Below are 13222 nucleotides of genomic sequence, written 5' to 3' on the forward strand. Positions count from 1 at the left end.
AACAGCGTTCGGAGGTGAATGTGAAGAAGATCACGAGTGGGGGGCAGTTGACCAGTCACAATTCGCAATTCTGACCTTGCTGGCGGCTTGCAACCATATGCCCGTGCTATACAGTCAGCGGCCACTCACCGAAATCGCGTGGAGGTCTCCCGAAGTGTTCGATGCCATCGTTGTCGGCGCGCGTTGCGCCGGATCGCCCACCGCCATGCTGCTCGCCCGGATGGGCTACGGGGTCCTGCTTGTCGACCGCGCGACCTTCCCGAGCGATACGCTCTCGACCCACTACATCACGCCGGACGGCACTGCCAGGTTGAAGGAATGGGGGCTGTTCGAACGTGTCCTCGCTACCGGAGTGGAACCCTACCGCGGCATCGCGCGGTCGATTCAGGGATTCTCCATCCCGCCTGACAGAAGCGAGCCGGAAGCCATCGCTCCTCGACGCACAGTGCTCGACAAGATCCTCGTGGATGCCGCGCGGGAAGCGGGCGCGGAGGTGCGCGAAGGCGTTTCTGTGGACGGACTCATCGTTGAGGACGGAAGCGTCGCCGGAATTCGCGCCCACAGGGGGGAGGACGCCTTCGAGGAGCGGGCACGGATCGTCATCGGCGCTGACGGACGAGAGTCGTTCGTGGCGCGCCAGGTGAACGCACCCGAATACAACGAGGGCGGGGGCACGACCGCCGGTTACTACACCTACTTCAGGGGCTTCACCCACGACGGTCCGGAACTCTACCTCAACGACGGCGCCGCCCATTTCGTATTCCCCACGAACGATGGAGAGGTGTGCGTCGGCGTGGAGTTTGTGGCGGAACGGTTCAAGGAGTTCCGCGGAGATGTCGAAGGGAACTTCCGGGCCGACCTGGAGACGTTTGGGCCACTCGCCGAACGATTCCGGCGAGCCGAGCGGACGAGCCGAATCTTCGGCCTGGCTCCCCACAAGGGCTTCTATCGGAAGCCGTTCGGCCCAGGGTGGGCGCTCGTGGGCGATGCCGGCTACTACCGCGACCCGCTGCTGGGGCAAGGGATCAACGACGCCTTCCGCGATGCGGAGGGCCTCACAGAAGCCCTTGGCGCCGTCCTCGCCGGCAGGGAGACGTTCGAGGTCGCGTTGGGCGCCTACGAGACGGCGCGCAACGAGGCGACCTTCATGCTCTACGGCCTGACGAACCTGCTCTGCCAGGACCTCAATCCTTCTCCCGAAGTGCTGCAAATGATGATGAGCGGCCCCCCGGCTCCTGCCCCTGCGGGGTGACCGCTGCAGGCAGCCGGTGGCACACTGGGCCGATGGACCTGCGCGTCGCCCACCTCTACCCGGACGTCATGAATATCTATGGGGACCGCGGCAACGTGATCGCGTTGCGCTACCGCTGCGAGTCCCGCGGCATCGGGTTCTCGTTGACTGAGGTGAACATCGGCGACTCATTCGACCCGGCAGCGTTCGACCTCGTCCTGATCGGCGGAGGCCAGGACAGGGAGCAGCGCCGCATTGCCGATGACCTGGCGAGGCGCGGCGAAGGGATCCGGATGGCGATCGAGGACGGGTTGCCCGCGCTGGTGGTCTGCGGCGGATTTCAACTCTTCGGGCGCCGCTACATCGACCAGGCCGGCGAAATCATCCCAGGGATTGGCGTCTTCGACCTCGAAACGCGGCACCCGGGTCCGGTGGCCGATCGCTGTATCGGCGACGTGGTCATCGAAACGGCCGAGGGCGAAGTGGTGGGATTCGAGAACCACGGTGGCCGCACCTATCTCGCCCCCGGGCAAGCGCCCTTTGGGAAGGTGCGCTACGGGGCGGGGAACAACAACGGAGACCGCACCGAAGGAGCCCGCCATAAGAACGCGATCGGCACCTACCTGCACGGCAGCCTCCTGCCCAAGAACCCCGCGCTCGCAGATGCACTCATCGTCGCGGGCCTTCGCCGCCGGTACGGCCCTGGTGTCGGGCTCGAGCCGCTGGAAGACACCGCAGAAACCGGCGCCCACGCTAATGCGGTCAGGATCACCGAAAAACGCCGGAGTTGACAGACCAGTGCTAAAGTGTGAAAGTGTGTTCGCACAGGAGAAACAAAATGAGCGCGAGACTAACGGTCGTCCTCGATGACGAAGACCTCTACCGCCGGCTGAAAGTGAAGGCTGCCGTAGATGGCGTCCCGATGAAAGACCTGGTCGAGGCGGGGCTCCGGCATCTCCTCGGCGAGCCGGCGAAAGTGAAGCCCGAACCCAAGCAGTTCGACTGGGAGCGTTACGAGGCACTCATCGAACAGTTCCGTAAGGAAGACCAGGAGCTCGGGGACGAAGCATCCTATCCAACGGACCTCTCGGACGTGAAACACCACCTCTACGGCTACCCGAAGGCTGCCGAACGCCGGACGCTTCACGTCGCGGAAGACCGCGAGGAGTACGACTCCCATTGAAGGTTTTCATGGATGCCAGCGCACTGGTCCCGCTCGCGCTGGAGCGGGACCAGTGGTTCCTCTCCGTGCGGCGGAACTTGAGAGCGTTGCGAGAGAGCGGGACGCCTGAACTCGTTACCAGCAACTGGACGTATTACGAAGCGCTCGCCCTGTGCCGGCGCAGCGGGATGCACACGGTCAGCAAGCTTCGCCGGATCGTTGATGCCGAGGTCACGGCGGTCCGTGTCGATGAAGTGGCGGAGGCGGAAGCGCTCCGCCGCTTTCTTGGCTGGCACGACAAGACAGCGTCGGTCGTTGACCACGCGAACCTGCTTGTTGCGCTCGAACTTGGCTGTGCGGCCATCCTCACCTTCGACGAGGACTTCGTCCCAATCGCGAACGGGACGGGCCTCCGAGTCCTGCGTTAGTCGTCGACGACGGCGTCAACCTCGATCTCGATGAGCATGCCCGGGGCCATGAGAGCACTCACCTGGACCATCGTTGCAGCGGGTTTGATGTCGCGGAAAACCTCACCGTGGGCCTTGCTGAACTCCTCCCAGCGGCGGATGTCGGTCACGAACATGCGCGTGCGCACGACGTGGCGCATCCCCGCCCCGGCCTGGTGAAGTGCCCGCTCGATGATTTCGAAGCAGCGTTTCGCCTGGAGATAGCCGTCGTCGCCGCCGAAGATGGCGCCGTCAGGCTCTGCCGACGTCGTCCCGGCGACGAAGACGGAATCTCCGACGCGGACGGCGCGCGAGTATCCAACCACGTCTTCCCAGGGGCCTCCCGAAGAAATGAGCCTTCGCTTCATGGTTTTCGTCCCTTCACTCGTCTTCCCAGAGCCCGCTCTGCTGGGCCGCTGGAACGGGCTGATCTGGGAGGGGGATCCCGAGATGCGCATACGCGGCGGCCGTCGCAATGCGCCCCCTCGGTGTCCGGTTGAGGAAGCCGCATTGCAAGAGGAACGGTTCGTAGACGTCCATGATGGTGTCGGATTCCTCGGAGATGGCGGCAGCGATGGTTTCGAGGCCGACGGGCCCGCCGCCGAATTTCTCGATGATGCAACGGAGGACCGCACGGTCGGCGTCGTCCAGTCCCAGGTCATCGACATCGAGCTTCGCCAGGGCGGCCCGCGTGGACTCGAGTGTCACCACGCCGCCGTTGCGCACTTCGGCGAAATCTCGCACCCGGCGGAGCAGTCGGTTCGCGATGCGGGGAGTACCCCGGGAACGCCGGGCGATCTCCATGGCCGAATCCTCTGGCACATTGGTGCCCAGGATTTCGGCCGAGCGCTTGACGATCGTTGTGAGAGTTGCCGCGTCATAGAAGTCCAGGCGGAAAACCGATCCAAAGCGGTCGCGGAGGGGCGCGCTGATCATGGCGTAGCGCGTCGTGGCGCCGATGAGGGTGAAGCGTGGCATTGCCAGGCGTACGGTGCGAGCCCCCGGCCCCTTGCCGATGACCAGGTCCAGGGCGAAGTCTTCCATTGCCGGATAGAGGATCTCTTCAACGGCGCGCGAGAGCCGGTGGATCTCATCGATAAAGAGGATGTCGTGTTCCTTGAGACCGGTAAGGATGGCGGCGAGATCTCCCGGACGCTCGAACGCGGGACCGCTCGTCGTCCGGATGGCGACGCCCATTTCGTTCGCGATGATGTTGGCGATGGTGGTCTTGCCGAGCCCTGGTGGGCCGTAAAGCAGGAGGTGATCGAGCGCTTCGCCGCGGCCCTGGGCCGCCTGGATGGCGATACTCACGTTCTCCTTGATCCGATCCTGTCCGGGAAATTCGGTAAGGGAGCGGGGCCGCAGGGAGCGTTCGTCGCCGTCATCGGCATCCAGATCGGCGGCCACGATGCGTCCGTCATCGGTCACAAGGGGAGTATACCGCACGGATGTTCTAGGGGGCGGGGTCGGCTCCGATGGCGTTGCGGACCACGCTTCTGAGCGTGGCCAGGTCGTATGGCTTCTGGATGAAGCCGGAAAGCCCGCTGCCGCCGAACCTGTCGGTTGCGTCCTGCTCGGCGTAGCCGCTCATGAGGATGACTCGCGCTTCTGGACGTTCTTTCCGGATCTCTCCGAAAGCGGCCTCTCCGTTCATGCGGGGCATGGTCATGTCGAGAAGGACGCAGGCGATTTCGGGGTGTTGCCGGAACATTTCGACTCCCTCGATTCCGTCCGCCGCTTCGAGGACATCGAAGCCGAAGGATTTCAGCGCTCTGGCTGTGACGTTGCGTACGGTGGGTTCGTCATCGACAACGAGCACGGTGCCAGACCCGCGCCAGGGTGCGGGCTGCAGCACCGGGGGATGCGGCGACGCAGACTCGGCGCTCGCGGGGAAGAGCAGGCGGAAGGCCGTCCCTTTGCCGGTTTCGGTCTCGACTTTGATAGCGCCACGGTGTCCGCGCATGATCCCGAGGGTGGCGGCCAACCCAAGCCCCCTCCCGGTGAACTTCGTCGTGAAGAACGGATCGAAGATCCTGGCGAGTGTCTCAGCTTCCATGCCGGACCCGGTGTCTTCGACTTCGAGTGACACGTAGCGGCCGGCGGGCAGGTCGGGCGAGAGGTACGTTCCGGCGAGTAGCGCGCGGGTGGCTTCGACGGTCGATGTGGTGATTGAGATGACGCCGTGGGCGCTGCCGATCGCATCGCTCGCGTTGACGACGAGGTTCATGACGACCTGGCGGAGCTGCGTCGCATCGCCCTGGACGAGGGGGAGGTCGCTGGCGAGGTGCAGGCGAAGGTCGATCGCCTTGCCAATGGATACGCGCAGGAGGTGGGTCATTTCCTGGACGACGGCGCTGAGGTCGATGTCCTGGATGAGGAAGTTCCCCTTCCCCGAATACGCGAGCATCTGGCGGGCGAGTTCCGCGGCGCGTTGGCCGGCGAGCTCGATCGCTTCGATCGTGGGCCGGGCCGGCGAGTTCGCCGGGAGTCCCGCGAGGGCGAGGCCAGCGTTGCCGAGGATCCCGACGAGCAAGTTGTTGAAGTCGTGGGCGATGCCGCCGGCGAGCACCGCCAAAGATTCAAGTTTCTGTGCCTGGAGGAGTGCCTCGCTGCTGCGCTTGCGGTCCGTGATGTCGCGGCTCGTGATGACGACGCCGCGGATTGAGCCGTCTTCGAGCCGCACAGGCCCATAGCTCACATCGAACCAGGCGGAGTTCCCGCCGAGACGCGTGTGCCGTTCGAAGGCCGTGGGCTCGCCACGGAGGGCAGCGGCGAACTTCACATCGAAGTCGGGAGCGTCCTCAGCGGGGACGAAGTCACGGAACCTGCCATCCAGCACCCGGTCCGGCCGGCCGAGGCGCCAGGCCAGGCGTGCCGCGGGGTTGGCGTTGATGATCGTTCCTTCTGTGTCGAGGAGGAGGATTTGGTCGCGCGAAGTGGAGAAGACGGCGTCCAGGTCGGCTGCCTTCTCCCGGAAGGCAGCCTCGGTCCGGCGCTGCTCGGTGACGTCGGTGGCGGTGCTCCCGGCGCCGATGATGTTCCCCGCGCTGTCCCGGAGCGGAAAGGCAGAGACGATGATGTCGATGGTGTGACCGTCTTTGTGTTTCCGCCTGGTGGGGACTCCAACGTAACCCTCGCCTGTGAGCAGGCCTTCGAAGCGTCTCAGCGTTTCGTTCACCACTTGCTCGTCGTCGGTGTAGAGCATGGACGCTGGCTGTCCGATTACTTCCTCGGCGGTATAGCCGTACACCCGCGTCGCCCCGGGGCTCCACGAAGTGATGATCCCCTGCAGGTCAATCGCCTGGATGGCGTCGTTGGCCGACTGGACGATGATCGCCAGGCGTTCGGCGCGCTCCCGGGAAGCCCGCTCTTCCTCAGCGAGACGGACAGACGCGGTGATGTCGCGGGAACTTCCGATGATCTGCACGCAGCGACCCTCGGCATCGAACACCGGAGACATGGTTGTCTGTACGTGCGGTCGGTCACCGTAGGAGATCACCTCCTCGTAGGTGATCGGGGCGCCCGCGGTGATCACCCGATGGTAGTGCTCGAGCGCGGCCGGGACTATCCAGCGCGGGAGGGCTTCCTCCACCGGGAGGCCAGTGACGCGCTCGGCTGAGAGCCCGGTGAGCCGTTCGAATGCTGAGTTGACCATCGCGACGCGGAAGGTCTGCCCGTTGGGAGACTCCTCGATATCGAGGGCGAACATGCCGTCAGTGGTGTTTTCGATGACTGCGCGATGGTGTGCCGTTGCCCGGCGCAGGGCCTCCTCTGCGGCCTTCCGTGCCGAGATATCACGGCTGGTTGCCGCTGCGGCGACCACTTCGCCGGATGCATCGCGCACGGGGTGATAAACGTGTTCCCACCAGCTCACCGCGCCCGTCTTCGGGTCTGTGAGCTGGAGTTCGATGGCCGGGTGTTCTCCAAGGAAAGCCCGGGTGATGTACTCCCGGAAGCTGGCCCAGCGCTCGGGCGGGATGTACTCCTCCATCGCGTTCCCGGTCTCCGGCGGCGAACCACCGAACTTCTTAACCCGTTCGAGAGCGATCGGGTTGCCCATGATGAACCGAAGTTCGTCGTCGACGAGCATCAGCGCTTCGTTCATGGAGGAGAAGACGGCCTGGAGCGCGGCCTCGCGCTCGGCGAGTTCTCGCCCCAGGCGGCGCGCCTCGGTGATGTCGCGCGCGATTACGCTGACCGCATAGATCTGGTCCGTTTCGTCGCGGACCGGGTTGAAAGTGAACTCATACCATGCCTGGCCCCCGCTCCCGCGGGGAAGGGCCGAGGTGGAAGTGATTCGCTCGCCTGCGAGCGCCCGGCGGCAATTCTCCTGGAAAGCGTCCCAATCATGTTCGGCAACCCACGGACGAAGGTAATCACCTGGGAGCGGGGCCGAGCCGTACGCGGCGATCGCGCCTTCGTTGCTCGCATGGTTCGCAACGATGAGGGTCAGGTCTGGGGCGATGACCAGGATGCCTTCGGAGGTACTCTCGAAAACCGCCTTCAGCTGAGCTCTCGCCTGGTCGAGTTCGAGCTGTTGGCGCTTCCGCTCGGTGATGTTACGGAGTGTGACGGCGATCCCGTCGCCGAGCCGCACCACCGTCTGGTGTACCCACTCCGCGGAAATTCTTGGCGAGGTCAGGTGCGCTTCCGCGTCGAGCGGCTCACCCGAATCAACCACGTCCACATACGCATCGAAGAACCCGCGGGAGCTGATCGCCGGGAGCAACTCGCGAATCAGACCGCCAATGGCGACATCCCGGGGGATTGTCAGGAGTCGCTCGGCCGCGGGGTTCATGTCGACGAACCGGAAGTCCACGATCGCCCCGCGCTCATCGCGGACCGAGTGCAGGATGGCGAACGCTTCGAGGCTTGACTCGGATGCGGCCCGGTAGCGCTCTTCGGATGCCTTGAGAGCCTCTTCGCTGGCGATGCGCTCGGTGAGGTCGATGCAGACACCAACGGCGCCAATCGCGACTCCGTCCGAGTCACGGAGGGTCGAGGCGGCGATGTGGGCGGGAAACGCCGTCCCATCGGCGCGCATGAGGGTGGTTTCGCGCGAGCGGGGCCCGAGGCCGCCGTCGGCGCGAAGTGATCCGAGCGCCCGCGCGACGCGCTCCTCCGGGAGGATGCGCTCGATGACGGGCCTGCCGACGGCCTCGGCGGCGGGGATGCCGAACATCGCCGCCGCGCCCCGGTTCCAGAAGAGGACGACGCCATCGCTATCGACGGCGAACGCGGCAGCCTGGAGGTTCTCGAGGACTTCGGCCCGGAACGTCAGGCCGAGTTCCATCTCTCGACGCGCGGTCACATCGCGGGCGATGCCCTGGACGCCGCTCGGCCGGCCATTCTCCACGAGCAATCGACTGCTGACTTCCACCCAGCGCGGCCGGCCATCGGCATGGAGGATTTGCAGCTCATAGACGGAGGACTCCGACTCGCCGGCGAGCTTGGAGTTGGCATGCGCCATCGCGAGCTCCGCGTACTCCGGGGGCAGCAACTCGGAGAGGTGTTTGCCCATGAGCTGTTCGCGCGGCACCCCGGTGAGCCGTTCGGCGGCCGCGTTGGCGGAGGTGAAGCGGCCCTCGAAGTCGATCGTGTAGATGACGTCGTTCGCCTGTTCGATGCGTTGGGCGGCCGCTTCGGCCACGGCTGCGTAGACACCCTTGCGCGCCCAGAGCGTGACGCGGAAGACGATCGACGCTTCCGTCCCGGCGACGTAGAACTCGTCCATGCCTGCCCGGAGCCCGGCATCGACGGCCTGGGCCGAAAGGTCACTGATCCCGGCAAAGCAATACGGGCGCGGCGCTTCCGCGGGGATGAGGGCCGCGAGAATGGCCGGCCACGATCCGACAGGGAAGCCATCGAGAGCGAGCGCATCCATGCCTTCGGGGATGGGAAGCCCGGGAGGGAAGGCGCGCGCATCGAAGCCCGAGGCGCGAAGCGCCCGGCTGAGCCGCTCCGCAGTCTCCATCTCGGCAGCGACGATGGCGATGTTCACAGGTGGCCCGGGGACCTCTTCTCATGGCCAGTCGCCCGGTCGGGCGCCGGCGCCGGCCCGGACAGTTTAGTAGGCGATTATCCGTGATTACTCTAGGTGGAAACCCCAATTCGACGGTGCGAGGCGGTGCGGCGCCGGGAGTCTGCGGGTCTCAGGGGATGGAGGTACGACCGCGCCGGCGGCCCATGCTCCCGGTGCTGAAGGGATAGGCCACAAGGTTCACGTGCCGCCGGTTTTCCAACATCCGCTGCAGCCGCTTCAGGCTCTGGTTCACGAGCGGACGGTGGTACGGTCGCCGCACTTCCAGGAGCGGGATCATGACAGTCACTTCGTGGGGGGCGCGCTTGAGGCGATCGTCAACGTAACGAGCGATTGGGTCCGAAGCATTCCGGAAGGGCGAGGCGATGACGACAAGCGGGATGGATGGGAACTGGCGGCTCCAGCGCTGCTCCACGGTGGATGGGGCATCCGGGTCCACGATGACGTGGACAGCCACCACCTCGCGTGAGCGCTCGCAGGCCGCACCCAGCGTCATGACCGTTGCGAGGTTGATGTCTTCGACCGGGACGATGATCGGCACGCGGGACTCGCCGTTCGGCCGCATATCGAGCTGGGCGTCCGGCGATACATAGAGCTGGCGCTGGAGTCGCTTGTAGAAGCGGCCGATCCACCAGAGTCCGGCTGTGAAGAGGGGGATCGCGACGACCACGATCCAGCCGCCTTCCCCGAACTTCGTCACCATGATGATGACGAAGACGATGCCCGTGACGACGCCGCCGAAGCCGTTGATCACGGCTGACCGCTTCCATCCGGGCGTCTTCCGTTTGAACCAGAGGGCGACCATGCCCGCCTGGGCAAGCGTGAAGCAGAGGAACACCCCGAGGGCGTACAGCGGGATGAGCTGCGTGGTGGTGGCGTTGAAGATCACCAGGAGCAGGGCCGCGAACCCGGTCAGCGCGGCGATGCCGTAGCTGAAGACGAGGCGATTGCCGCGGGCGTGGAAGACGCGGGGCATGTAGCCATCACGCGCGAGGATGGCTGCCAGGATGGGGAAGCCGTTGTAGGCCGTGTTGGCGGCGAGGAAGAGGATTCCCGCCGTGAATCCCTGGAGGAGGTAGTACAGGAGGTTTCGCCCGAAGACCTCTTCGCCCACCTGGGACATGACGGTCTCTTTGTCGCCGTGTTCGAAAATGATGCCGTAATGGCGGGCGAGAATCGTTGTCCCAAGGAACAGGAACCCGAGGAGGAACGCCATCGAAACCATGGTCGCGATCGCGTTCTTCCACTCGGGCGGCTTGAACGATGAAACGCCGTTGGAGATGGCCTCGACACCGGTCAGTGCTGCGCAGCCGGCCGAGAACGCCCGGAGGACGAGGAAGAGTGTGAGCGCGTGGGTGGCGTCCTCGGCAGCCTCTTTCGGCTCGCCCGTCCTCAGGATGTTCGGGTCGTCGCTCATGAAGACCCGGGCCATGCCGATGACGATCGTGCCCGCGAGAATGAAGACGAAGCCGTAGGTCGGGATCGAGAACAGCGTGCCGGATTCGCGAATACCCCGCAGGTTTCCCAGCGCGATGAGCGCAATGAGGCCAACCGCGATTGGCACGCGGGCGCTATCGACATCCGGGGCGGCTGAGACGATCGCTTCGACGCAGGCGGCGATACTCACCGCCGCGGTCAGGGTGTAGTCGATGAGCAGTGATGCAGCTGCGATCAGTCCGGCAATCACGCCCAGGTTCTCCAGCGCGACGGTATAGGCGCCTCCACCGGAGGGGTACGCCTTGATCAATTGGCTGTACGAAACCACGACGATGCCCAGCAGCGCCGTGATGGCCAGGGCAATGGGGAGGGAGAGGTGGATCGCGGAGGTCCCGGCGATAACGAGGACCAGGAGGATCTCCTGGGTCGCATAGGCCGTGGATGAGAGCGCATCGGAGGAGAAGATGGCGAGCGCGACCTTCTTGCTCAGGCGCTCCTCAGCGAGCCGCTTGCTGTTCATCGACGTGCCGATAAGGGAGTCCTTGAAGTTGGCCAGGCGGCCGCCCCAGCCGCGACGCCGTTCGGCGAACTCCGTGGCCTCGAAGTGCCCGGATTCAAGCTCGACGATGCCGGCGTGGGGGAACTCGACCCGGTAGCGGGTGACCCGGCCTTCTTTATCGGCGACTGGTGTGTACTGTGGGCCCGAACCAGGCGACGGCATTGGCGTAGGTTACTCTCGCGGCGGTTATGGTCTGCAATTTGTTCGAGTTCTGGCGGCCCGGCGCTACCCGACTGGCGGCGATTCCGGCCCGGTGGTAGAAGAGTTCACGGAGAACTCCTTGGCCGCAACCGACTCACGAAACGATGCCTACATCCGCGATCTGCCGCTCCTCGCACGTCTCCCCGATGACGATCTCAAGGCGCTGGCTTCGCGCGGGCGGGTTCGCCGATTCACCTCCGGCGCCACGATCTTCCATGAAGGTGACCCGGGCGACGCGATCTACGTGGTGGTCGAAGGCCGCATCCGCATGAGCCGGCTCTCCGGTTCTGGCTCGGAAGCGACACTCGCCCTGATCGGCCCGGGAGACTGCACCGGCGAGCTGGCGCTGTTCGACGGGCGGCCCCGCTCGGCGACTGCGACGGCCATGCAGGCGACCCGGACGTTCGTCGTCTCGCGCGATGACTTCGTGAACTGGGTGCGGGACCGGCCCGGGGCGGCGCTCGCGCTGCTCGAGACGCTCTCCCTCCGCATTCGCCGCACGAACGACATCGTGACGGACCTGGTCTTCCTGGACCTGGCTCACCGCCTGGCGAAGCACCTCCTGACGCTCGCCGCGGCACACGCCGATGGCCCGAGCTCGCGCCGCCCCCGCCTCCAGGTTACCCAGGCCGAGCTTGCATCGATGCTCGGAGTGAGCCGCGAGAGCGTGAACAAGCAACTGAACCAGTTTGCCCGCGACGGCTGGATCACCCTCTCGCGCGGGGCAGTCATCATCGATGACGCAAGTGCCCTGCGGACCTTTGCCTGACGCCGGGCAATCGCGGACCTCAATCGACAACCCAGCCTCCCGGCTCCAGAATCTCCGCACACCCGGAGGTAGACCCCATGCGCTTTGGCTTTTGGCCCGGCCCGAACAACTCCTGGAGCGATACGCTCGCCCTTGCCAGGCACGCCGAGACCGCCGGCTGGCACGGCATCTGGTACGCAGACCACTTCATGCCCAACGCGGAAGACACGAGCGGCCCCACCTCCGAATGCTGGACGACCCTCGCTGCGCTCGCGGTCGCTGTCCCCCGCGTGCGCATCGGCGCGCTGGTCACCGGGAACACCTACCGCCACCCGGCCGTGCTCGCCAAGATGGCCGCGAACGTCGACAACATTTCCGGCGGACGCTGCGTCCTCGGCCTGGGCGCAGGCTGGCAGGAGAACGAGCACAGGGCCTACGGCATCAACTTCTCGACGCTCGGCGGGCGCATGAACCGCTTCGAAGAGGCCTGCGAAGTGGTTACGGGGCTTTTCACGAACGCACAGACGAACTTCAGCGGCAAGCACTACCAGCTCACGGACGCGCCCCTCGCACCCAAGCCCGTCCAGCAGCCGCTTCCGCTCCTGATCGGCGGCGGCGGCGAACAGCGGACCCTGCGGATCGCGGCGAAGTACGCGAACGAGTGGAATGTCTGGGGCACGCCCGAACTGCTCGCGAGGAAAGGCGCGATCCTCGATCGCTACTGCGAGGAGCTGGGGCGCGACCCAAGATCCATCAAGCATTCGACCCAGGGGATGCTCGTCCTCACCGATGACGCCGCCGCGGTGGAGCGCATGAAGGCTTCAGGACGGCCGGTTATCGGCGGCGACGGGCCCGGCGTCCGCGCGACCATCGAGCAGTACGCCGAGGCCGGAGTCGACGAGGTGATCATCCCCGACTTCAACCTGGGCGCCACGGTCGAGGCGAAGACCGCCGTGATGGACCGCTTCGCGCGCGAGGTCATGAGCTACTTCAAGTAGCATCGCCAGGTGCCCGGATTCCTCCATGCTGCCCACCAGGCGCGAGAGACGCTCGGCCAACTCGAGCTGGTCTCGTGGCTGGCGATCGGCTTGGGCGTCGGGGTTCTGGTGCTCACCTGGGGCAAAGTCATCGCATGGCTGCGCGATCCCGGCTCTCCCGGGCCGTCGCTGCGCCGCTGGGGAGCCGATTCGGCGGGCTGGTACTTCGAGATAGCCAATCCCGGCCGAGGCGAATGGTCCGTTGTTGACTCCGCGGGGACGGCCCACGAGCTTGCGGCTGACCCCGGGGATCGCTTCTTCCGCGTACTCGCCGGAACGCCGCCGCCGGTGGCATTGCGCTCGAGCGACGGGTTCGACCTCACCCTTTAGGGGGAGGGGGATCCCCTCCAATTTGGACGCG

Annotated in this window: 11 protein-coding genes; 7 read left to right on the forward strand and 4 right to left on the reverse strand. The window is 65.6% G+C overall.

Going from position 1 to position 13222, the window contains the following annotated elements; all coding sequences use genetic code 11:
• Positions 1-154 precede the first annotated feature (154 nt).
• From IPG14_RS17435 to IPG14_RS17450, 4 genes are read left to right on the forward strand one after another with little or no spacing between them, the layout of a single operon-like run.
• Positions 155-1252 carry an NAD(P)/FAD-dependent oxidoreductase gene (locus IPG14_RS17435; protein WP_343392669.1) on the forward strand — a complete coding sequence of 366 codons (1098 nt, stop codon included), beginning with the start codon at positions 155-157 and terminating at the stop codon, positions 1250-1252.
• 32 nt (positions 1253-1284) lie between these two features.
• Entirely contained in the window at positions 1285-2022 is a 738-nt protein-coding gene (locus IPG14_RS17440; RefSeq protein ID WP_343392670.1) for a glutamine amidotransferase, read from the forward strand.
• A 47-nt stretch (positions 2023-2069) separates the two neighbouring features.
• Complete coding sequence (locus IPG14_RS17445) at positions 2070-2414, forward strand: hypothetical protein (RefSeq protein WP_343389449.1); 345 nt, start codon at positions 2070-2072, stop codon at positions 2412-2414.
• An 8-nt stretch (positions 2415-2422) separates the two neighbouring features.
• Positions 2423-2821 carry a PIN domain-containing protein gene (locus IPG14_RS17450; RefSeq protein ID WP_343385697.1) on the forward strand — a complete coding sequence of 133 codons (399 nt, stop codon included), beginning with the start codon at positions 2423-2425 and terminating at the stop codon, positions 2819-2821.
• On the opposite strand, the gene IPG14_RS17455 is transcribed toward IPG14_RS17450, so the two are convergent.
• From IPG14_RS17455 to IPG14_RS17470, 4 genes are all read right to left on the reverse strand, one after another.
• Positions 2818-3207: a RidA family protein gene (locus IPG14_RS17455; RefSeq protein WP_343392671.1), complete on the reverse strand. Its 390-nt coding sequence runs from the start codon at positions 3205-3207 to the stop codon at positions 2818-2820. The genes IPG14_RS17450 and IPG14_RS17455 overlap by 4 nt on opposite strands.
• Before the next feature lie 13 nt (positions 3208-3220).
• Positions 3221-4267, reverse strand: a complete 1047-nt coding sequence (ruvB, locus tag IPG14_RS17460; protein WP_343392672.1) for a Holliday junction branch migration DNA helicase RuvB — start codon at positions 4265-4267, stop codon at positions 3221-3223.
• Positions 4268-4292: 25 nt separating this feature from the next.
• Positions 4293-8840 (reverse strand): PAS domain S-box protein, encoded by a 4548-nt coding sequence (locus IPG14_RS17465; RefSeq protein WP_343392673.1) that lies wholly within the window; start codon positions 8838-8840, stop codon positions 4293-4295.
• Positions 8841-8991: 151 nt separating this feature from the next.
• Positions 8992-11037: an APC family permease gene (locus IPG14_RS17470; RefSeq protein WP_343385693.1), complete on the reverse strand. Its 2046-nt coding sequence runs from the start codon at positions 11035-11037 to the stop codon at positions 8992-8994.
• A gap of 118 nt (positions 11038-11155) precedes the next feature.
• On the opposite strand from IPG14_RS17470, the gene IPG14_RS17475 reads away from it, so the two are divergent.
• The 3 genes from IPG14_RS17475 (at position 11156) to IPG14_RS17485 (ending at position 13191) form a co-directional block, all read left to right on the forward strand.
• Positions 11156-11845, forward strand: coding sequence for a Crp/Fnr family transcriptional regulator (locus IPG14_RS17475; RefSeq protein WP_343385692.1), 690 nt, complete (start codon positions 11156-11158; stop codon positions 11843-11845).
• A gap of 77 nt (positions 11846-11922) precedes the next feature.
• The gene (locus IPG14_RS17480) at positions 11923-12822 is read left to right on the forward strand and encodes an LLM class F420-dependent oxidoreductase (RefSeq protein ID WP_343392674.1); all 900 of its coding nucleotides are present in this window, start codon (positions 11923-11925) and stop codon (positions 12820-12822) included.
• A 9-nt stretch (positions 12823-12831) separates the two neighbouring features.
• The gene (locus tag IPG14_RS17485; protein WP_343389442.1) at positions 12832-13191 is read left to right on the forward strand and encodes a hypothetical protein; all 360 of its coding nucleotides are present in this window, start codon (positions 12832-12834) and stop codon (positions 13189-13191) included.
• Positions 13192-13222: the final 31 nt, after the last annotated feature.

The organism is Candidatus Amarobacter glycogenicus (assembly GCF_016704105.1).
Taxonomy (GTDB): domain Bacteria; phylum Chloroflexota; class Dehalococcoidia; order Tepidiformales; family Tepidiformaceae; genus Amarobacter; species Amarobacter glycogenicus.